Genomic DNA, 19706 nt, shown 5'->3' with positions numbered 1-19706 from the left:
TCAAGCAGGGAATTTGGGTAAGCGATGGATGGTCAAGGCAATTCGTGCTGGCGGGGCGCGCTGGGTGCGCTGGTACTTTTAGGATGCCTGTGGTCGGGGCAGGAGGCACGAGCGGACTTTCGTGTCTGCAATGGTACACAAAACCTGGTCGGTGTCGCTATCGGCTACCGCAGCGACGAAGGATGGGTGTCGGAGGGGTGGTGGCAGATATCGGCAACATCCTGTGCAACGCTGATCGAGGGACCGCTGGCGTCCCGGTTCTACTACCTCTACGCCGAGGATGCGGCGCGCGGCGGTCGGTGGGGCGGCAATGTTGACATGTGCGTGGCGGAAGACGAATTCAAAATCGTTGATGTGAAAAATTGCTTCACGCGCGGATTTTTGCGCATGGGCTTCAAAGAATATGATACCGGTCAACAATCAAGTTGGATGGTACAGCTTTCCGATTCAGCGGAAAACGGGGAAGACAATTAATGAAGCGTCTGCGCAAAGTGAAAATACTTGCAACTCTGGGACCCGCCTCCTCTGAGGAGGACATGATCCAGAAACTGCATGAAGCCGGCGCAGACCTTTTCCGTATCAATATGAGCCATGCGAGCCACGACCTCATGCGCACGCTCATCGAGCGCATCCGCAAGGTCGAGAAACGTTGTGGACGGCCCATTGGCATACTGGCCGATCTGCAGGGGCCGAAACTGCGCGTCGGGAAGTTCGCCGACGGGGCGGTGGAGTTGCTGCCGGGGCAGACATTCACTCTCGACAAGGATGACAGTGCGGGCGATGCCATGCGCGTGCATCTGCCGCATCCGGAGATCTTCGCGGCAGTCGAGCCCGGCCATCGTCTGCTGATTGACGACGGCAGGCTGCAGCTCAAGGCCGAGACCTGCGACGGTGATAGCATTATCTGCAAGGTCGTTTCCGGGACGAAGATCTCGGATCGCAAGGGCGTCAGCCTTCCCGATACGACGCTCGGTGTCGGGGCGCTGACCGAAAAGGACCGCCGCGATCTCGACGCTGTGCTTGCAACGGAGGATGTCGACTGGGTTGCGCTGTCCTTCATTCAGCGGCCCGAGGACCTGGCGGATGTGCGCAAGGTGGCGCGCTCGCGGGTCGGGCTGATGGCGAAGATCGAAAAACCCCAGGCGATCGAGCGGATCGACGAAATCATCGAACTGTCCGACGCCCTGATGGTCGCCCGCGGCGATCTCGGCGTCGAAATGCCGATCGAAGCCGTGCCGGGGCTGCAGAAGCAACTAATCCGCGCCTGCCGCAAGGCGGGCAAGCCGGTGGTTGTCGCGACGCAGATGCTGGAATCGATGATTTCGGCGCCGGTGCCGACAAGGGCCGAGGTGTCCGATGTCGCGACCGCTGTCTTCGAGGGCGCGGACGCGGTGATGCTGTCGGCGGAGTCGGCGGCCGGCGACTATCCGGCCGAAGCCGTCAGAACGATGGCTGCCATCGCCCGCAAGGTCGAGCGCGACCCCAATTATACAGGGATTATCTACGCCCAGCGCTCCGAGCCGGAGGCTACCGGCGCGGATGCGATTTCGCTCGCGGCGCGGCAGATCGCGGAAACGCTGAACCTTTCGGCGATCGTCTGTTACACCTCGTCAGGCACCACCGGCATGCGCGCTTCGCGTGAACGCCCGCAGGTGCCGATCATCGCGCTGTCGCCGGTCATCGAGACGGCGCGCCGCTTGTCGGTCGTGTGGGGGCTGCACTGTGTTGTGACGGAGGACGCGCGCGATCTCGATGATATGGTCGACCGCGCCTGCCGCATTGCCTTCAAGGAAGAGTTCGGCAAGCCGGGCGACAGGATCATCATTTCGGCCGGTGTGCCGCTTGGAACGCCGGGCGCGACAAATATGCTGCGGATCGCCTATATCGGGTCCGACGGCATGACCGGCATCTGATCGGTTGCAAGCGGCCGCCTGCGGCCGGCCGGCGGCGGATTGGACGTTTCCCTATTCGAAGCGAGTGTTTCTTCCAGTGCGCGCGCCATGGCTTCAAGGTCCTTATCCACGCCGCTGAGTTTTTCCATCGCCGCAACACACAGATCCGTCGCAATGTAATCAGGCTTGTGGCCGACGCCCTTTATGCGCACGAGTTCGGAGCCGTCGATCGCCTCAGAAAGCGCGGCGGAATGAATGTCCGGTGATACGACATAGTCGTTGTCTCCGGTGACGATGATGGTCGGTGTTTCTATTTCCCGGTAGCGCGGCGAGACCTTGACGACATGGTCATAGAGGTTCGCGACGTCATAGGCATTGTAACGGAATGTCCAGGGCCGGAGGATCAGAGCCGTGCCCGAACGCGCGAGGTAGTCCGGCGGGTATCTGTTCGGACTGAAGACGTTTCGGGCGGCCATGTCGATCCGCAGAAGGCCGGCAGGCATGGCAAGCAGCCATGTTGCAAGGCGACCGACAACTGGCGCGGTCGCGGCGTGGTAGTGCCAGTCGATCCCGCCCGGCCATGGATGCGAGGCCGTTGCGAGAAACAGCAGGCCCGATACTTTGTGCGGCCGCTCCAGCGCCATGTTGGCGGCGATAACGCCGCCGAAGGAATGCCCGACGATCAGTGCTTGTGCAATGCCTTTGCGGTTCATGAGTTCGGCGACCGCACGAGCCTGACCGTCGGGAAAAGCGTTTTCCGGGCCGCCGCGCTCCGACCAGCCATGGCCCGGCCGGTCGACGAAAAGCATTTCGGCACGCCCTTCAAGACGGTCGCGAAAGGCGGAAACCTGATCGCGCAAATTCCCGCTGGCACCGTGCAGAAAGACGATTGGCGGCAGATCGGCGCCGTCTTCGGCAGGTATATGCATCGCGTGAAGGCGATAGCCGCCCACATCGACGAACTCACCGATGGGCGGATAGAGTCTTTCGATGCGCCGGCTTTGCAGCAAGGCGTAAAGAATCAGTCCGGCGACTGCAGTCCCGAGGGCGATCAAGATGGTTACTGTCACGGCGGCCAACCCGAAGCTACAAACCCGATATCGTGCAAAGGCTATATTTCGTCGCCGGAAAGCTCTTCGGACAGCTGCCCGACGTGCTCCTGAGCCTCGCGCATTGCCGGATAAACTTCAAGCACCTTGAGATAGGTGCCGAGAGCGGCTTCATCGCTTCCTGCCGCCGAAAGAATGGACGCCATTCCCATCAACGCGCCGAAGTGGCGTGGCTCCAGCTGCAGGACGATGTTGATATCGGCCATCGATTTGGCGTGGTTGTCCATGATGTAATGCAGCGTCGCCCTGCGGTTCCAGCCCTCGGCGAATTCCGGCATGAGGACTGTCACCTGATCCAGCAGGTCAAGCGCGGTGAAATAGCGCTTGTCGCGGATGGCGTCGTTGGCCCATTCCATGAGCTGGTTGGCCGTCGCGCTTTCGGATATGCGCCATTCGGCCCAGATCCGGTCGGCGATGCGTCTTGCACTCGACGGTTCGGCCTCGCGCTTGAGTTCCAGGAAGTAGCCATCAAGGCGCTCGGTCCTTGATTGAACCACCGCCGGTTCCGCCTCATCGGTTGCGGCGGAGTTTTCCTGCGCGACAGATGCGTTGCATCCGACCATTGCGACAAGCGCAATCGCCAGAGTTCTTGTCGGTGTCTTCGTCAAATGAATTCGGCGCATGCCATAAAGATATGACGCACGCGCCGATGGTCAAAGGCAAATTTTGGTGAGCTGTTGAAACAACGGCCCTCGCGGCAAGTCAGCCCTGCCGTGCCTTGAAACGGGGGTTCTGCTTGTTGATGATGTAAACACGGCCCTTGCGGCGCACCAGACGGTTTGCGCGATGGCGTGATTTGAGCGCTTTAAGCGAGTTCTTGATTTTCATTGTTCCGGATCCTTGGCCAGCGCCCGTCTGGCTGGACAAACCTTCGAGCTCATAAACAACCAAAAGCGCGCCATTCGACGCGCTCAATTCGTTGCGCATGCGTTTAAACGCAACACGGAAATCTGTCAACCGCCGGCGCGGCGTTTACGACTTTATCAGCCGCGTGACGTGCCCCATCTTCCGTCCCGGCCGGGTTTCGGTTTTTCCATAGACCTGAACGACCGTATCCGGCTGCTGAAGAAAGCTGTCGAGGCGGTCGATGTCCTCGCCGATCAGATTTTCCATTTCGCAGTCGCTGTGCCGCTCGCAGGAACCCAGCGGCAGGCCGCAGACCGCCCGCATATGCTGTTCGAACTGCGATACGGCGCAGGCCGCCTCGGTCCAGTGTCCGGAATTGTGCACCCGCGGCGCAAATTCATTCGCAAGTACGGCGCCATCTTCGAGCACGAAGAATTCGACGCCGGCAACGCCGACATAGTCAAGCCGTTCGAGAACGGATGCGGCATGGCTCCTGGCCGTTTCCAGCGTCGTTTGCGGCAAACCCGCCGGTACCGTGGAGCGCCGCAATATACCGTCTGCATGGTGGTTGCGGCTGGGTTCGTAGCTGACGATCGCGCCGTTGGGCGACCGGGCGGCGATGACCGAGATCTCAGCCACAAACGGCACGAGGCTTTCCAGGATCAGCGGTACGGAGCCGAGCTCGGCGAATGCATGTGCCGTATCGGCTTCTGGGCTCCGAAAGATGCGCTGGCCTTTGCCGTCATAGCCGAGGCGCCGCGTCTTCAGAACGCCGCTGCCGCCGAGACGTGTCAGCGCCTCGTCGATCTCCAGCTGGCTGTCCACGGCGACAAAATCGGCGGTGGGTATGCCGCAATCGCGCAGGAACGTCTTTTCCGTCAGACGGTCCTGCGAAATCTCCAGCGCCGCGGGAGGCGGGAAGACCGGTTTCTTCTCGGCCAGCGTCCGCGCCGCTTCCACAGGCACATTCTCGAACTCGTAGGTGATGACGTCGCTGAGGACCGCGAGCGTATCGAGTGCGTCGGCGTCGTCATATGCAGCAGTTATCTGGCTGCCGGCCACCTGCGATGCCGGGCATTTGTCCTGCGGCTCGAGAATGATCGTGTGAAGTCCAAGACGGGCGGCGGCCATGGCGAGCATGCGCCCAAGCTGCCCGCCGCCGACGATGCCGACGGTGTGATGGGACATGTTCAGGCCTCGTCTTTCGGTTCCAGAGCCACGGAGTTCGAACGACTGGTGCGCCATTCATCGAGCCTCGCGGCGATGCCCTCGTCCGAAAGCGCCAGAACGGCGGCGGCAAGAAGAGCCGCGTTGACAGCGCCCGCTTCTCCGATCGCCAGCGTTCCGACGGGGATCCCGGCCGGCATCTGGACAATCGAAAGCAGGCTGTCCTGCCCCGAAAGTGCCTTCGACCGGACAGGCACGCCAAAGACGGGCAGTGGTGTCATGGATGCCGTCATTCCGGGCAGATGCGCTGCCCCTCCCGCACCGGCGATGATTGTCTTATACCCCTTGTCGCGCGCGCCCCTGGCGAATTCGGCCATGCGGTCCGGTGTGCGGTGCGCCGAAATAATCAGCGCGTCGTAGCCGATGTCGAGCGCGTCCAGCGTGTCGGCGGCAAATTTCATCGTCGGCCAGTCGGACTGGCTGCCCATGATGACGGCGACCGGATTAGGCGTGGTCATGACCGAATTCCCCCTTCAGGCAATGATATCAGGGATGATCTGGTCTTCGACTTTGGCAATTTTATCCTTGATCGCGAGTTTTTTCTTTTTCATGCGCTGAATCTGCAGGGCGTCGCAGCCAACCTTTATCATCGCGTTGATCGCGGCGTCGTAATCTTCGTGCTCCTGGCGCAAGCGTGCGGCCTTTAGGCGCAGCTCGGCCTGTTCCTGATCCGACATGCCATCTCCTCGTTGTCAGCGTGTGCCTCCGGCACCTGAGGCCGGGCCTTACAAGGGACCTGTCGCATGCTCTACCACTTTGTGAAGGGTCGCAAAACAGGAAACATCACAAAGTTATCCACCAGCTTGAAAAATATCTTCGACAATACCCATATTTTAATGGCACAATCTTTAGTCGCCGCCTCCATCGGCGGCGCGACAGGCAAAGAAAAGGAGTTGTTTGATGGCAATCCAAGCTCGTCTTGAAACGCTGGAAAAAAAGCACGGCGCTCTGGAAGAGGAACTCCATTCGGCCCTAAGTCATCCCTCATCCGACGATGCGATAATCAGCGAAATCAAGCGGCGTAAATTGCGTGTGAAAGATGAAATCGAACGGTTGCGCGTGGAAATGTCAGGCGCCGATAGTCTGGAGCTCAACTAGAGCCAAGACGGGACCGGTCTGATCGTTCGCAACGGGCGATCGCACATACGGGCTTAGCAGGAGGAACTGCCGAGGCGGTTTGACCGCCCATAAAGCAGCTCCGCAAATTTCCTTTTTTGTAATCTGGCGATCAGGCAGCGCTTTTTGCCTGCTCGCGCAGCACGAATTTCTGGATCTTTCCGGTCGATGTCTTGGGAAGATCCTGGAAAACGACATGGCGCGGGCATTTGAACCGCGCAAGAAGCGTTCTGCAGTGCTCGATCATCTCGTCTTCGCTTGCCGTTTGACCCGGTTTCAGCTCGACGAAGGCGCAGGGCGTCTCGCCCCATTTGTCGTCCGGCCTAGCCACCACGGCGGCCGCCTGGACAGCCGGATGCTTGTAAAGCGCATCTTCCACCTCGATCGATGAAATGTTCTCGCCGCCGGAAATGATGATGTCCTTCGAGCGGTCCTTCAACTGGATGTAGCCGTCCGGATGCATGACGCCGAGATCGCCGGAATGGAACCAGCCGCCGGCGAAGGCCTCGGCGCTGGCCTCCTCGTTCTTCAGATAGCCCTTCATGACGATATTGCCCTGGAACATCACCTCGCCGATGGTCTCGCCATCCGCCGGTACCGGTTCCATGGTTTGCGGATCGCGCACCGACAGGCCTTCGAGCGCGGTGTAGCGCACGCCTTGCCGCGCCTTCATCGCGACGCGGCTCTGCGGATCGAGATCGTCCCAGGCGCTGTGCCATTCATTGACGACGGCAGGTCCATAGGTCTCGGTTAGCCCGTAGAGATGGACGACCTCGAAGCCGGCCTCCGACATTTGCGCCAGCACCGATTCGGGCGGCGGCGCCGCGGCCGTATTGAACGAGACGGCCTGATCGAAAGCGCGTTTTTCCCCGTCCGGAGCGTTGAGCAGCGTGGCCATGACGATCGGCGCGCCGCACAGATGGGTCACGCGGTGTTGCGCTATGGCGTCATACATGGCGCCGGCGCGGACCCAGCGCAGGCACACATGGGTGCCGGCGACCACGCCGAGCGTCCAGGGAAAACACCAGCCGTTGCAATGAAACATCGGCAGGGTCCACAGATAGACCGGATGCCGCCCCATGCCGGAGGCGATGACATTGGCATATCCCATCAGGGCGGCGCCGCGATGGTGGTAGACAACACCTTTCGGATTGCCCGTCGTGCCGGATGTGTAATTGAGCGAGATCGAATCCCACTCGTCGTCCGGCCTGTGCCAATCGAATTCGGGATCGCCGGAGGACAGGAATTCCTCATAGTCTTCCGTGCCGATGCACTCGCCCTTCGGGAACGGCGTGTCGGTTCCGAAATCGGGGTCGTCATAATCGATTACCAGCGGCGATACCTTGGCGATTTCCAGCGCCTGTTTCATGACTGCGGAGAACTCGCGGTCGACGATGAGGATACTGGTATCGGCATGATCCAACTGGAAGGCGATGATGGCGGCGTCAAGGCGCGTATTAAGGGAATGCAGGACGGCGCCGGTCATCGGCACGCCGTGATGCGCCTCGAGCATGGCCGGCGTGTTCGAAAGCATCACGGAAACCGTATCGCCCTTGCCGATGCCACGCGCCGCCAGGCTTGAGGCAAGTTGCCGGGACCGGGCATAGAAGGTCCGGTAGTCCATTCGCAGGTCGCCGTGGATCACGGCGGTGTGGTCCGGGTACACGCTCGCGGCGCGGGCGAGGTGCGAGAGCGGTGTCAGCGGCTGGTAATTGGCTGGATTGCGGTCGAGACCGGTTTCGAACGGATCTGCTGTCATGTTCCTCCCCCGGATGGCGACAGGCGGGCTCTTAGCCCATTAACGCATTTATGCCGTCTGCAACAAGCTTGATCGAGGTGACGGTGATCATAAGGTACATCAGCGGATAGAAGATCTCCGGATGCATGCGCTTGATCACCCAGGCCCCCGAGAGCGTCGCCAGCGGCGCGAGCGGCAGCAGCAGTGCGGATGTCTTCAGATTGCTGGCGTCGAACTGGCCAAGCGCGAAATAGGGCACGAGCTTGATGGCGTTGACGATGGCGAAATAGCGCGTGCTGGTTCCGGTATAGGTTTTCGGATCGAGCCGCAGGGGCAATGTGTAGACTTGGAATGGCGGCCCGCCCGCATGGGTGACGAAGCTGGTGAAGCCTGAAATCGTTGCCCAGAATGTGCCTTTCACGCGGTTCTGCGGCTGTGGCGGCGCCAGGTTTCCCTTGTGGGTGCGGTAACGGTCATAGGCGAAGCGGCAGACAAACAGGATCGCGATGATGCCGACCACCAGCCGGATAAGGCCTGCCGAAACCATCGATGCGGTGAGCCAGCCGATGCCTACGCCGATCACCGCACCCGGGAGCATGACCCAGAGGGTGGCCGGATCCCAGTGCTTGCGCCAGACCCAGAGGCTGAACATGTCCATGACGATCATGATCGGCAGCATGATGGCGGCCGCCTGGACCGGCGGCATGACCAGCGCCATGATCGGTACGCCCATCAGCGCGAATGCGCCGCCAAGTCCGCCCTTCGACAGGCCGACGAGGATAACGGCGGGCACGGCCGCCGCGTAGAACAGCAAATCGGTTGGCATATGAAGCAGTTGATCCTTTGTGGCGTGTGGTCTATCGGGACTTGGTGAAAAAAGCGAGTGGCCCGCACCAAAAAGCGGGCATTGCCAAATCAGCGCGGGATCAAATGTCAGATGTTGAACACAGGTGCCGGATCGTCCTGATCGCGCCGGACATGCCGGAAGATGACGAAGCGCGCCGTGCGGTCGGCGATGCGCTGCGCGGCGGCGATGTCGCTTCGGTCATCGTGCCGCAATACGGTCAGGACGAGCGCGCGTTCCAGAAACGTGCCGAAGCTCTTGTGCCTGTCATACAGGACGGCGGTGCGGCGGCGCTGATCGCGGGCGACACGCGCGTGGCCGCCCGTTCAAGAGCCGACGGGCTGCATATTGCCGGCGGGCTTGATGCCGTTGCCGAGGCAATGGAACGCTTTACGCCTGATATGATTGTCGGCGGCGGCCGTGCCAAGGACCGTCACTCGGCGCTGGAGCTGGGCGAATTGCGGCCGGACTATATATTCCTTGGTAAGCTTGAAGGCGATATCAAGCCCGATCCGCACCCGAAGAATCTGGAACTCGGCCAATGGTGGGCATCGATGGTGGAAATCCCATGTATGATAATGGGCGGGCAATCGATCGGATCGGTCGTTGCCGTCGCGGGCAGCGGCGCCGAGTTCGTTGCACTGCGCGGCGCGGTATTCGCCGACCCGGGCAAGGCGGCCATGGCCGTTGCCGAAGCCAATGCGCTGCTCGACGAAAAAGCGCCACGGTTTGAGGATTAGAAGACCGAATGAGCAAATTCGTTTCCGCGATCATGATCGGCTCCTGCCTGACGTTGCTGCCCGCCGCTGCGATTGCGGCGGCGCAGGATCCCGCCGCAGAAGCCGTCGACGGGCTACAGGCGGAACCGTCCGGGCAGGACGATGCATTGCAGCAGCCTGCCGAGGCCGGCAAGGAAGGCGATGCCGCCTATGGCGCGTTCCAGCGCGGCCACTATCTGACGGCTTTCAATCTGGCCTTGCCGCTGGCCAAGCTCGGCGATCCGGCGGCGCAAACCCTGGTTGCCGAGATCTATTCGCGCGGCCTCGGCGTGCCCAGGGATATGAAGGAAGCGGCCTTCTGGTACGGCAATGCCGCTGAAGGCGGCGACACGGCCGCGCAGCTCAAATATGCGTTGATGCTGCTTGAGGGACGCCATGTGGATGGCGATCGCGACAAGGCGCTCGAATTGATGAAACTGGCAGCCGATGCCGGAAACTCCTCCGCCCAGTTCAACTACGGACAACTGCTGATTACCGATCAGCCGGGCAAGGAAGGCATCGACAAAGCACTGCCATATATGACCAGTGCGGCAGAGAGCGGCATCGCCGATGCCCAGTTCGCGCTCGCGCAGATCTACGCTTATGGCACCGGTCTGGAGGCGGATCCGCAGATCGCGCGTATGTGGATGATCCGGGCCGCGCGTTCGGGCTTCGACACGGCGCAGCTTGATCTGGCCGTCTGGCTGATTGACGGAATCGGCGGGAAGGTTGACTACGAAGCTGGGTTCGGATGGATGCGGCGTGCCGCCAACACCGGTAACGTTATGGCGCAGAACCGGCTTTCGCATCTCTACATCCACGCCATCGGCACGCGGCCGGACCCGATCGAGGCGGCCAAATGGTATATTCTGTCGCGCCGGGCCGGGCTCGAGGATCGCGGCCTTGAGGATTTCTTTCAGGGTCTGACTGCGGAAGAGCAGAAGGCGGGCATTGAAGCCGCCAACAATTTCAGGTCCCGCTGACCGCCCTCACCGGATCGTGCTCCCGGCGAGCGAACGGGACGGCGGGCTTGCATGTCGGCCGCAATTGTGTTCTTGAGGCGCCGATTTGACAGTATTACCGGAATGGCTCCCATGAAAATCAACGGAAACGAAATTCGCCCGGGCAATGTGATCGAGCACAATGGCGGCCTGTGGGTGGCGGTGAAGACCAATGCGGTCAAACCTGGCAAGGGCGGCGCGTTCAACCAGGTCGAGTTGAAGAACCTGATCGACGGAACCAAGCTCAATGAGCGGTTCCGCGCTTCAGAGACCGTTGAGCGCGTGCGGCTGGAGCAGAAGGATTTCCAGTATCTCTTCGAGCAGGGCGACATGCTGGTCTTCATGGACAATGAGACCTACGATCAACTGGAACTTGCCCAGGAGTTCGTCGGCGATCGTGCCAAGTTCCTGCAGGACGGCATGATGGTGACGGTGGAGCTTTACGAGGAAAAGCCGATCGGCATTTCGCTGCCCGATCAGGTGACGCTGACCATCACGGAGGCCGATCCGGTGGTTAAGGGGCAGACCGCGGCTTCATCCTACAAGCCGGCAGTGATGGAAAACGGCGTGCGCGTGATGGTGCCGCCTTTCATCGAGGCCGGAGAGCGCATCCTCGTCGACACCAACGAGATCACCTATATCCGCCGGGCCGACTGACCGACCGCAACGGATCACTTTATCAAGGCGAACAATATGGCCCGCTCAGCGCTACTCAATGTCATGGTCCAGGCCGCTATGAAGGCCGGACGGTCGCTTGCGCGCGATTTCGGGGAGGTGCAGAACCTTCAGGTGTCGCTGAAGGGGCCGGGCGACTATGTCAGCCAGGCGGACCGCAAGGCCGAGGAGATCATCCTTGGCGAGCTTGGGCGGGCGCGGCCGACCTATAGCGTGCTTGCCGAGGAGAGCGGCGCGCGCAAGGGTACCGACGGCATGCACCGCTGGATTGTCGATCCGCTCGACGGAACGACGAATTTCCTGCACGGCATCCCGTTGTTTGCCGTTTCCATCGCGCTTGAACGCCAGGGCGAGATTGTTGCCGGTGTCATCTACAATCCGGCGATGGACGAGTTGTTCACCGCCGAACGCGGCAATGGCGCCTTCCTCAACGATCGCCGTATGCGGGTCGCCGGGCGGCGCGCGCTGACAGACTGCGTGATCGGAACCGGCGTTCCGCATCTCGGACGCGGCGAACACGGAAAATATCTGGTCGAGCTGCGCAATGTCATGGGCGAGGTCTCGGGCATCAGGCGCATGGGAGCGGCGGCGCTCGACTTGGCCTATGTAGCGGCCGGTCGGCTTGACGGCTTCTGGGAGGAGAGGCTGTCGCCCTGGGACATGGCTGCCGGGATCGTGATGATTCGCGAGGCGGGCGGCTTCGTGTCGGACCGGGAAGGGGGCAGCAAGATGTTCGACAAGAACAACGTTATCGCCGGCAATGAGCGTATCCATAAAGACCTGTCGGCGGCGCTTAAACGACCGGCTTAATAGCGTCCAATTTCTTTTCTAAGTGCTAATCTTGTCATCCGGTCTTTCCATTCGCGGTGGTTTTTGTTTAGTTTCATAAGGCCTTAATGGAGGCGGGACAAAAGGGACTCGGAGCAAATCGCCGGATGAACCGTGATGAGTTGCCCGGCCAGGGAAGCGGATCGGGCTGTCGGGGAATCGGATGGCGGCGGGGCGCAGCGGATAAAGAGTAGGGTACGCAGCCTATGGCAAAGCTAAGACTCTCGGGGTGGGGCTTGTCGGAACAGGATCTGGGCGTCGAGCCGCACCGGCTGTCGAGTCCGCTAGTGTTTTTCTGGAGCCAGGTGATCTTCCTGATCATGACCGGCTTTCTGGCCGCTATCTTGTACCGGCAGATATCGGCGGCTTTTTTCGCCAATCCGGGCCTCAACGGACTGATCCTCTTCGTCCTTGCCATCGGCGTGCTGCTGGCGGTCAACCAGGTGCTGCGGCTTCGACCGGAAGTCAGCTGGGTCAATTCCTTCCGCCAGGGCAGCGACCGGATGCGCGGATCGCGCAGCCCGACACTGCTTGCGCCGATGCGGGTGCTGCTCAGTCGCAAGCAGTCCATGTCGCTTTCGACCACGGCGCTGCGGTCGATTCTTGATTCGATTGCGACAAGGCTCGACGAATCGCGCGATACATCGCGCTACATGATCGGCCTGCTCGTGTTCCTGGGACTGCTCGGAACCTTCTGGGGCCTTTTGCAGACCATCGGCTCGATCAACACGGTGATTCAATCGCTCGATCCGGGATCGGGCAATACCAATGACATCCTGCAGGAGCTCAAGGACGGGCTGGAAGCGCCGCTTGCAGGCATGGGAACGGCGTTTTCGTCATCGCTTTTCGGCCTTGCCGGTTCGCTCGTTCTGGGTTTTCTCGACCTGCAGGCGGGACGCGCGCAAAACCGTTTCTATACCGAGCTTGAAAACTGGCTCTCGACCGTGACCGATCCGGATTTCGACATCGCGGCTCCGGAAATCGCCACCGGCGCGGAATCGTCCGAGGACATTCGCCGGCTGTCGGAAACCGTGCAGACGATGGCGCAGGCCGGAGGGGGCATCAACCAGCGCTCGACCGCCGCCATGGCCAATCTTGCCGAAGGCATCCAGGGGCTTGTGAAAAACATGCGCAACGAGCAGCAGATGCTGCGCGACTGGATCGAGGCGCAGCAATCGGAATCGCGGGCGATGCGCCAGACGCTCGACTCGCTGGGATCCGAGATCGGCAAACTCGACGGCGGCAACAGCAAGAAGTCAAAGGGGAGCTAGCCGGTGGCTCTGGCGAGGAACCGTCGCGGAGACCGCGGGGTCGACTTCTGGCCGGGTTTCGTCGATGCGCTTTCGACGCTGCTGCTTGCCATCATGTTCCTGCTGTCGGTCTTCGTGATCGCCCAGTTCCTTCTGAGCCGCGAGATCAGCGGCCGCGACGAGGTGCTCAATCGCCTCAACTCGCAGATCAACGAGCTGACCCAGTTGCTGGCGCTCGAACAGTCCGGCAAACAGGATCTCGAAGATGCGCTTGCCAACCTGCAGGCGACCCTTTCGGAGGCGGAGAGCGAGCGCTCGCGGCTTCAGGACCTTCTGGCGCGGGGCGCCGGTGCGTCAAGCGCGGCCGAAGCCGAGATCGGGGAACTGTCCAAATCGCTGGACGAGGAGCGCCAGATCAGCCAGCGGGCGCTGTCCCAGGTGGAACTCCTGAACCAGCAGATTGCCGCGCTGCGGCGGCAGATCGGCGCGCTTGAGGCGGCGCTGGAGGTTTCCGAGCAGAAGGACCGTGAATCGCAGACCAAGATCGCCGATCTCGGCCGGCGGCTGAACGTTGCGCTGGCACAGCGTGTGCAGGAGCTCAACCGCTACCGTTCCGACTTCTTCGGGCGGCTGCGCGAGATCCTTTCCGACCGCGAGAATATCCGCATCGTCGGCGACCGCTTCGTCTTCCAGTCGGAGGTCCTGTTTCCGTCGGGCAGCGATCAGCTCAATGTCGAAGGCCAGCAGGAGATGAGCAAGCTTGCCGATGCGCTCCAGGACCTTGCCCGCGAAATCCCGACGGATATCAACTGGGTGCTGCGGGTCGATGGCCATACGGACAATGTGCCGCTGTCGGGCACTGGCCGTTTTTCCGACAACTGGGAACTGTCGTCGGCGCGCGCAACCTCGGTCGTCAAATATCTCATAAATGAGGGCGTTCCGGCCAACCGCCTGGTCGCCGCCGGCTTCGGCGAATTCCAGCCGATCGAGGTGGGCAATTCACCGGAGGCACGCGCCACCAACCGCCGTATCGAGCTGAAGCTCACGGAACGCTAGGAACAGGGTCCGGAAACGGCGGGCAGGGAGGATCGATGGACTGCGATGTCATAGTGGTGGGCGCCGGGCTTGCCGGGCTCGTCGCCGCGGCCGAACTCTCGGATGCGGGCAAATCGGTCATCATTGTCGACCAGGAAAACGAGAACAATATCGGCGGCCAGGCCTTCTGGTCGTTCGGCGGTCTGTTGTTCGTCGATTCCCCGGAACAGCGCCGTCTCGGCATCCGTGACAGCCGGGATCTGGCGTGGCAGGACTGGCTCGGCTCGGCGGCATTCGATCGCGATGAGGATTACTGGCCGAGAAAATGGGCCGAAGCCTATGTCGATTTCGCATCCGGCGAGAAACGGAGCTGGCTGCATCAGCAGGGCGTGCGCTGGTTTCCGATCGTCGGCTGGGCCGAACGCGGCGGCGCGCTGGCGGACGGGCACGGCAATTCCGTGCCGCGCTTCCACATTACCTGGGGCACCGGCCCCGGACTGATCGTACCGTTTGAGCGGCGGGTGCGCGAAGGTGTCGCGCGGGGCAATGTCCGGCTGTGTTTTCGCCACCAGGTGGACGAGGTTGTCACCACGGACGGGCGCGTCAGCGGCGTGCGCGGGACGCTGCTTGAAGAGAGCGATGCCGCGCGCGCTGTCCAGTCGTCGCGTAAGGCTGCCGGTGAATTCTCTTTCTCGGCAGGTGCCGTCATCGTCAGTTCGGGCGGCATTGGCGGCAATCATGACCTGGTGCGCCGCAATTGGCCGCGCGAGCGGCTCGGCGCACCGCCGGAGAACATGATTTCCGGCGTTCCGCACCATGTGGACGGGCGTATGCTGGCGATATCGGAAAAGGCCGGCGCCTCGATCATCAATTCCGATCGCATGTGGCACTACACGGAAGGGGTCAGGAACTGGGATCCGATCTGGCCGAAACACGGCATACGCATCCTGCCGGGCCCCTCCTCGTTCTGGTGCGACGCGAAGGGCAACCGCATGCCGGTGCCGTGCCTGCCGGGGTTCGATACGCTGTCGACGCTTGCCCACATCATGCGCAGCGGCCACGACTACAGCTGGTTCGTCCTGACTCAGTCGATCATCGAAAAGGAGTTCGCGCTTTCCGGGTCCGAACAGAATCCGGACCTGACCGAAAAGAGCATCCGCAAGGTGCTGCAAAGGGTCGGCAAGGGCGCCCCGCCGCCCGTTGAAGCCTTCAAGGAAAAGGGCGCGGATTTCGTCGTGCGCGACACGCTCGAGGCGCTGGTCGAGGGCATGAACGCGCTGACCGGCGAAAACCGCATTGGCCTTGATCACCTGCGCGCTCAAATCGAGGCGCGCGACCGCGAGATCGAAAACAAATATACCAAGGACCTGCAGGTCACGGCGATCCGCGGCGCCCGCAATTTCATCGGCGACCGGCTGATCCGCACGGCAAAGCCGCACCGCATCCTCGACGAAAAGCACGGTCCTCTGATTGCCGTGCGGCTCAACATATTGACGCGCAAGACGCTGGGCGGCATCCACACCGACCTCTCCGCGCGCGGGCTCGATGCTTCGGGCAACGTCGTCGAGGACCTCTACGCGGCCGGTGAGGCAGCGGGTTTCGGCGGCGGCGGCATGCATGGCTACAATGCGCTTGAGGGCACGTTCCTTGGCGGATGCATCTTCTCGGGCCGTATGGCGGGACGGGCGGCAAAGGAGGCCGTTTAGCGCTTCAGCGCGGTTTCAACCTGTTCGGCCCGCACCAGGTCTTTCGGTCGGCCGAAGCGCAGCAACAGCGATCTTTGCTCCTCAAGCGACGGCACGAAGACCTGTACCTGGCCGATTTCGGCAGGAATCCGGCTGCTGAAGGTGACCGGGTTCCAGCGTCCCTCCTCGAAAAGGTGCAGATCGCCGAGCAGGTCGATCGGCAGCAGATCCGGCCGCCTGATCTGCGCGAAAGGATTGGAGCGGAAGAACGGATCCGGCTGCGGCGGCGGGGCCGGAACATTCCAGTTTGCCAGAAAGCCACGCGCCGTTTCGCGGCTTGCCATCACATCGACGTCGCGTATGGTGCCGACATCGATCCCGCACAGCATCAGCGCGCCACTGCCGACGATCCACCAGTCGTTGCGTCCCGCGGGCGCGGCACGCGCAATGTTCCTGAGCGTGTCTTCAAACACACCGGCCTGCATCGATTGCCCCTATTGGGCCGCTTCGGATTCGCGCGGCTCGTCGTCGTGGAACTGGAGGCGGGCGAGGCGGGCATAGAGGCCGCCCTTTTTAACGAGGCTTGCATGCGTGCCTTCCTCGACGATGCGGCCATGGTCCATGACAAGGATGCGGTCGGCCTTCTTGACCGTCGCCAGCCGGTGGGCGATGACCAGCGTCGTGCGGCCCTGCATGAGGCCGTTCAGCGCCTTTTGAACCAGCGTCTCGCTTTCCGCGTCGAGTGCCGATGTCGCTTCGTCGAGAAGCAGCACGGGCGCGTCTTTCAGGACCGCGCGTGCGATGGCAATGCGCTGGCGCTGGCCGCCGGAAAGGGTAATGCCGCGCTCGCCGACCCGTGTTTCGTATCCGTCTTCCATGCGGCTGATGAAGGGATCGGCCTGCGCGGCCTTCGCCGCCTCGACGATCTCCGCGCCGGTGGCATCGGGGCGGCCAAAGGCGATGTTGTCGCGTATGGATGTGGCGAAGATCGCGACATCCTGCGGCACGCTGGCCAGCCGGTGGCGCACGGCGGACGGGTCCGCGTCGCGCACATCGACGCCGTCGAGGCGCACCACACCCTTTTCGGGGTCGTAGAAACGGCTGATCAGCGAAAACAGCGTGCTCTTGCCGGCTCCGGACGGGCCAACGATGGCGAGGGTCTCACCCGGTTTCACCTCGAATGAAAGCCCGTTCAGGATCGGCTCGTCGGGCCGTGCCGGATAGGAGAATACAACATCCGTAAGCGATACCGAACCGACCGGTGGCTGCGGGAGGGGTTTCGGGTGTGCGGGCGGGGCGATGACGGGAACTTCGTCGATGAGTTCGGTCAGCCTCTCTGCGGCACCAGCCGCCTGCGAGATCTCGCCCCAGACTTCCGAAAGCGTGCCGAGGCTGCCTGCTGCGAGGAGCGAATAGAGCAGGAACTGGCCGAGCGTTCCGGCCGACATGTTGCCGACAAGGACCTTGTGGGCACCGAACCAGAGAATCGCGATGACGCTTCCGAAGATCATCAATATCGCAAAGCCGGTCAGCAGCGCCCGCGCCCGCACGGCGTTGCGCGCCGCGCCGAACGCCGTCTCGACGGCATCGGAATACCGACGGTTGGCTGTCGGCTCCCCGTTGAAGGCCTGCACCGTGCGGGACGCCGATATGGCTTCGCTGGCATAGGCCGTGGCCTCGGCCAATGTGTCCTGCGCCTCGCGTGAGCGGCCGCGGACCGAGCGTCCGAAACCGACAAGCGGGAACACGATGACTGGAATGGCAAGGAGCACCAGGCCGGAGAGTTCCGGGCTGGTGACGATCATCATGATCACCGCGCCGAGGCACAGGATCGTATTGCGCAGCGCCATTGAGGCGGTCGCCCCGACGGCGGATTTGATCTGCGTCGTGTCGGCGCTCAGACGGGAGACGATTTCGCCGGATTTGTTGGTGTCGAAAAAGGACGGCGACAGCGACGTCACATGGCTGAAAACATCCCGCCGAAGGTCGGAAACCACCCGCTCGCCGATGGTGATCACGAAGTAGTAGCGCATGGCGCTCGCCAGCGCCAAAACGCCGGCAATCACCAGCAGCATGGTGAAATAGTTGTTGATGAAGCCGACATCGGCGTCGGTGAAACCATTGTCGATCATACGCCGTACAGCGAGCGGCAAAACCAGCGTGGCGCCCGCGGCGAGCAGCAGAGCGACGACCGCTCCGGCAACGAGACGGCGATATCGCAGCGCATAGGGAAACAGCCTGGCCAGCGGCCGCAGTGCATGCATACGACTATCGGTTCCTCGACGTTTATCGGCCAACTTTGCGTCCCATCAAATCCGGCGGCAAAAACGGGGCTCGCCTCTTGTCACTTTCCCGCCCTTCATGTATAGGCTCGCCATCGAATTGGGAAGCCGTGACCTTTCGGGTGTGCGGCTTTGTTTGTGAGATGGGCCGGTTTGTCGCACTACGCTGGCGCGGTCAGGCCCAACGGACGCAGGACAGTACAATGAAGGCTGATATCCATCCCGACTACCACATGATCAAAGTGGTCATGACAGACGGTACAGAATATATGACGCGCTCTACATGGGGCTCGGAGGGCGACACCATGACGCTGGAGATCGATCCCAAGGCCCATCCGGCCTGGACCGGCGGACACCAGCATCTGCTCGACCGCGGCGGCCGCGTGTCGAAGTTCAAGAAGCGTTTCGAAGGGCTCGGCCTCTAGCGCCCCGGCACCTTCCGTTTCGAACAAGAAAAACCCCGCTCCTTGGAGCGGGGTTTTCTTTACCGGCAGTCTTTTTGTTTCGTTCCGGAATTCTGTCAGTTGCCCCCGAATGCCGTTTGCAGCAGTGAAATCTGCGCCTTTACGGAATTTTCGTTGTCCGGATTGGCCGGTACCTTCCTGTTGCCGTTGTTCTGGTAGATTTCCTTGTCGAGCAATGCGACGCGCGCCTGCAGGCGCAGCGACCGTTCCACCAGATCGCGGAATGCTTCCGGCAGGTCGTCCCAGCCGGGTGCCGACTTGTCGCAGGCAAAGCCGTCCAGACGGACCTTCGTCTTCTCGGCGATCACCTGCTCATGGGTCATTTCGCCATTGTTGACAGCGCGTTGGAGAAGCAGCCACGACGCCATCTGCATGAGGCGGGTCGTCAGACGCATGGATTCGGCCGCATAGAGGACCGAGGCCATCCGCGGCAGCGCCTTGGCTGCCACACGTCCGGTTCCGTCCAGATAGCCGGCGGTTTCTTCAACCAGCCCCATTCCTTCAGAATAGAGCGTCTTGAAGGACGCGGAGGAGGTGATGCGCTCCGCAAACCGGATCGTGTTCTTGTGTGAATCTGCCATGCCCCGAAGCCTCGTTTTTCTTAACTATACACCTGCTTATGCAGCCATCAAGTCGCGCTGCCGCCTGTCCCCCTCGCGCGACATTGGGGTAAAGTGATGGCTCGGCGCCTGTAACGCAAGGTAATTCTTAAGGAAGGGTTAATGGGTTTGACACGTTGGTAACCAACGGTTCGTCAGCAGTGCTGATATCCCGAAAAACGGGCAGAAAACAAAAAAAGAGCCGCATAGCGGCTCTCAGAAGTTTAACAGGGAGGCATCAAACAGAATGACGCTTGGTCATCCGGTCCGAAATCCAGAAGAACTGGATATGCCCAATAATGACTCGTAAAGCTTAACCGAGGGTTAACGCGGCTCCTAAAAGGCAATTTTTTTATT

Annotated in this window: 23 protein-coding genes; 12 read left to right on the top strand and 11 right to left on the bottom strand. The window is 61.5% G+C overall.

Translation table 11 applies throughout. The features are described from left to right. The first annotated feature begins 24 nt into the window (after positions 1-24). Both OOZ53_RS17225 and pyk read left to right on the top strand, forming a co-directional pair. Entirely contained in the window at positions 25-474 is a 450-nt protein-coding gene (locus tag OOZ53_RS17225; protein ID WP_271090920.1) for a DUF1036 domain-containing protein, read from the top strand. Beyond that, positions 474-1913: a pyruvate kinase gene (pyk, locus tag OOZ53_RS17220; RefSeq protein ID WP_271090919.1), complete on the top strand. Its 1440-nt coding sequence runs from the start codon at positions 474-476 to the stop codon at positions 1911-1913. The genes OOZ53_RS17225 and pyk overlap by 1 nt, the downstream gene beginning before the upstream one ends. Here the strand turns inward: pyk and OOZ53_RS17215 are convergent. The 6 genes from OOZ53_RS17215 to OOZ53_RS17190 all read right to left on the bottom strand — a co-directional run bounded on the left by OOZ53_RS17215 (position 1880) and on the right by OOZ53_RS17190 (position 5751). Continuing rightward, the gene (locus OOZ53_RS17215; protein WP_271090918.1) at positions 1880-2962 is read right to left on the bottom strand and encodes an alpha/beta fold hydrolase; all 1083 of its coding nucleotides are present in this window, start codon (positions 2960-2962) and stop codon (positions 1880-1882) included. The genes pyk and OOZ53_RS17215 overlap by 34 nt on opposite strands. Before the next feature lie 41 nt (positions 2963-3003). Then, positions 3004-3624: a tetratricopeptide repeat protein gene (locus OOZ53_RS17210; RefSeq protein WP_425499171.1), complete on the bottom strand. Its 621-nt coding sequence runs from the start codon at positions 3622-3624 to the stop codon at positions 3004-3006. A 79-nt stretch (positions 3625-3703) separates the two neighbouring features. Next, the gene (ykgO, locus tag OOZ53_RS17205; protein WP_271091078.1) at positions 3704-3829 is read right to left on the bottom strand and encodes a type B 50S ribosomal protein L36; all 126 of its coding nucleotides are present in this window, start codon (positions 3827-3829) and stop codon (positions 3704-3706) included. A 144-nt stretch (positions 3830-3973) separates the two neighbouring features. Further along, complete coding sequence (locus OOZ53_RS17200) at positions 3974-5035, bottom strand: 5-(carboxyamino)imidazole ribonucleotide synthase (RefSeq protein WP_271090916.1); 1062 nt, start codon at positions 5033-5035, stop codon at positions 3974-3976. 2 nt (positions 5036-5037) lie between these two features. Next, on the bottom strand, positions 5038-5532 hold the full coding sequence (purE, locus tag OOZ53_RS17195) for a 5-(carboxyamino)imidazole ribonucleotide mutase (RefSeq protein ID WP_271090915.1): 495 nt from the start codon (positions 5530-5532) through the stop codon (positions 5038-5040). A gap of 15 nt (positions 5533-5547) precedes the next feature. Further along, positions 5548-5751 (bottom strand): YdcH family protein, encoded by a 204-nt coding sequence (locus OOZ53_RS17190; protein ID WP_136660875.1) that lies wholly within the window; start codon positions 5749-5751, stop codon positions 5548-5550. A 66-nt stretch (positions 5752-5817) separates the two neighbouring features. Between OOZ53_RS17190 and OOZ53_RS17185 the strand changes: the two genes are divergently transcribed. Continuing rightward, the gene (locus OOZ53_RS17185) at positions 5818-5997 is read left to right on the top strand and encodes a hypothetical protein (protein WP_271090913.1); all 180 of its coding nucleotides are present in this window, start codon (positions 5818-5820) and stop codon (positions 5995-5997) included. Then, positions 5975-6172, top strand: a complete 198-nt coding sequence (locus OOZ53_RS17180; RefSeq protein WP_271090912.1) for a YdcH family protein — start codon at positions 5975-5977, stop codon at positions 6170-6172. Before OOZ53_RS17185 ends, OOZ53_RS17180 begins: the two co-directional genes overlap by 23 nt. Positions 6173-6302: 130 nt before the next feature. Here the strand turns inward: OOZ53_RS17180 and OOZ53_RS17175 are convergent, their stop codons facing one another. Next, positions 6303-7949 (bottom strand): acyl-CoA synthetase, encoded by a 1647-nt coding sequence (locus OOZ53_RS17175; protein WP_271090911.1) that lies wholly within the window; start codon positions 7947-7949, stop codon positions 6303-6305. Between the two features lie 31 nt (positions 7950-7980). After that, positions 7981-8754 (bottom strand): sulfite exporter TauE/SafE family protein, encoded by a 774-nt coding sequence (locus OOZ53_RS17170; RefSeq protein WP_271090910.1) that lies wholly within the window; start codon positions 8752-8754, stop codon positions 7981-7983. Between the two features lie 104 nt (positions 8755-8858). Between OOZ53_RS17170 and OOZ53_RS17165 the strand changes: the two genes are divergently transcribed. From OOZ53_RS17165 to OOZ53_RS17135, 7 genes are all read left to right on the top strand, one after another. Further along, positions 8859-9512, top strand: a complete 654-nt coding sequence (locus OOZ53_RS17165) for a thiamine phosphate synthase (RefSeq protein WP_271090909.1) — start codon at positions 8859-8861, stop codon at positions 9510-9512. 8 nt (positions 9513-9520) lie between these two features. Beyond that, entirely contained in the window at positions 9521-10513 is a 993-nt protein-coding gene (locus OOZ53_RS17160) for a tetratricopeptide repeat protein (protein WP_271090908.1), read from the top strand. Between the two features lie 111 nt (positions 10514-10624). Then, the gene (efp, locus tag OOZ53_RS17155) at positions 10625-11188 is read left to right on the top strand and encodes an elongation factor P (RefSeq protein WP_271090907.1); all 564 of its coding nucleotides are present in this window, start codon (positions 10625-10627) and stop codon (positions 11186-11188) included. A gap of 36 nt (positions 11189-11224) precedes the next feature. Further along, entirely contained in the window at positions 11225-12016 is a 792-nt protein-coding gene (locus OOZ53_RS17150; RefSeq protein ID WP_271090906.1) for an inositol monophosphatase family protein, read from the top strand. A gap of 224 nt (positions 12017-12240) precedes the next feature. Further along, entirely contained in the window at positions 12241-13305 is a 1065-nt protein-coding gene (locus OOZ53_RS17145) for a MotA/TolQ/ExbB proton channel family protein (RefSeq protein WP_271090905.1), read from the top strand. A gap of 3 nt (positions 13306-13308) precedes the next feature. Further along, positions 13309-14340 (top strand): peptidoglycan -binding protein, encoded by a 1032-nt coding sequence (locus OOZ53_RS17140; protein ID WP_271090903.1) that lies wholly within the window; start codon positions 13309-13311, stop codon positions 14338-14340. Positions 14341-14375: 35 nt separating this feature from the next. Then, positions 14376-16025 (top strand): FAD-binding dehydrogenase, encoded by a 1650-nt coding sequence (locus OOZ53_RS17135; RefSeq protein WP_271090902.1) that lies wholly within the window; start codon positions 14376-14378, stop codon positions 16023-16025. Here OOZ53_RS17135 and OOZ53_RS17130 read toward each other — a convergent pair. Continuing rightward, positions 16022-16489 (bottom strand): hypothetical protein, encoded by a 468-nt coding sequence (locus OOZ53_RS17130; protein WP_271090901.1) that lies wholly within the window; start codon positions 16487-16489, stop codon positions 16022-16024. The two genes, OOZ53_RS17135 and OOZ53_RS17130, sit on opposite strands and share 4 nt — an antisense overlap. A 9-nt stretch (positions 16490-16498) precedes the next feature. After that, complete coding sequence (locus tag OOZ53_RS17125; RefSeq protein ID WP_425499170.1) at positions 16499-18268, bottom strand: ABC transporter transmembrane domain-containing protein; 1770 nt, start codon at positions 18266-18268, stop codon at positions 16499-16501. A gap of 221 nt (positions 18269-18489) precedes the next feature. On the opposite strand from OOZ53_RS17125, the gene rpmE reads away from it, so the two are divergent. Next, a complete protein-coding gene (gene rpmE, locus OOZ53_RS17120; RefSeq protein WP_271090899.1) occupies positions 18490-18711 on the top strand; it encodes a 50S ribosomal protein L31 in 222 nt (73 codons plus the stop codon). Positions 18712-18806: 95 nt separating this feature from the next. On the opposite strand, the gene rcdA is transcribed toward rpmE, so the two are convergent. Continuing rightward, complete coding sequence (gene rcdA / locus OOZ53_RS17115) at positions 18807-19331, bottom strand: protease adaptor protein RcdA (RefSeq protein ID WP_271090898.1); 525 nt, start codon at positions 19329-19331, stop codon at positions 18807-18809. Positions 19332-19706 lie beyond the last annotated feature (375 nt).

The sequence above is a fragment of the Allohoeflea poritis genome (assembly GCF_027889715.1).
In the GTDB taxonomy this organism is placed as follows: Bacteria; Pseudomonadota; Alphaproteobacteria; order Rhizobiales; family Rhizobiaceae; genus Hoeflea_A; species Hoeflea_A poritis.
The sequence above is the reverse complement of the archived record's forward strand: the minus strand, read 5'-3'. Positions and strand labels throughout refer to the sequence as shown.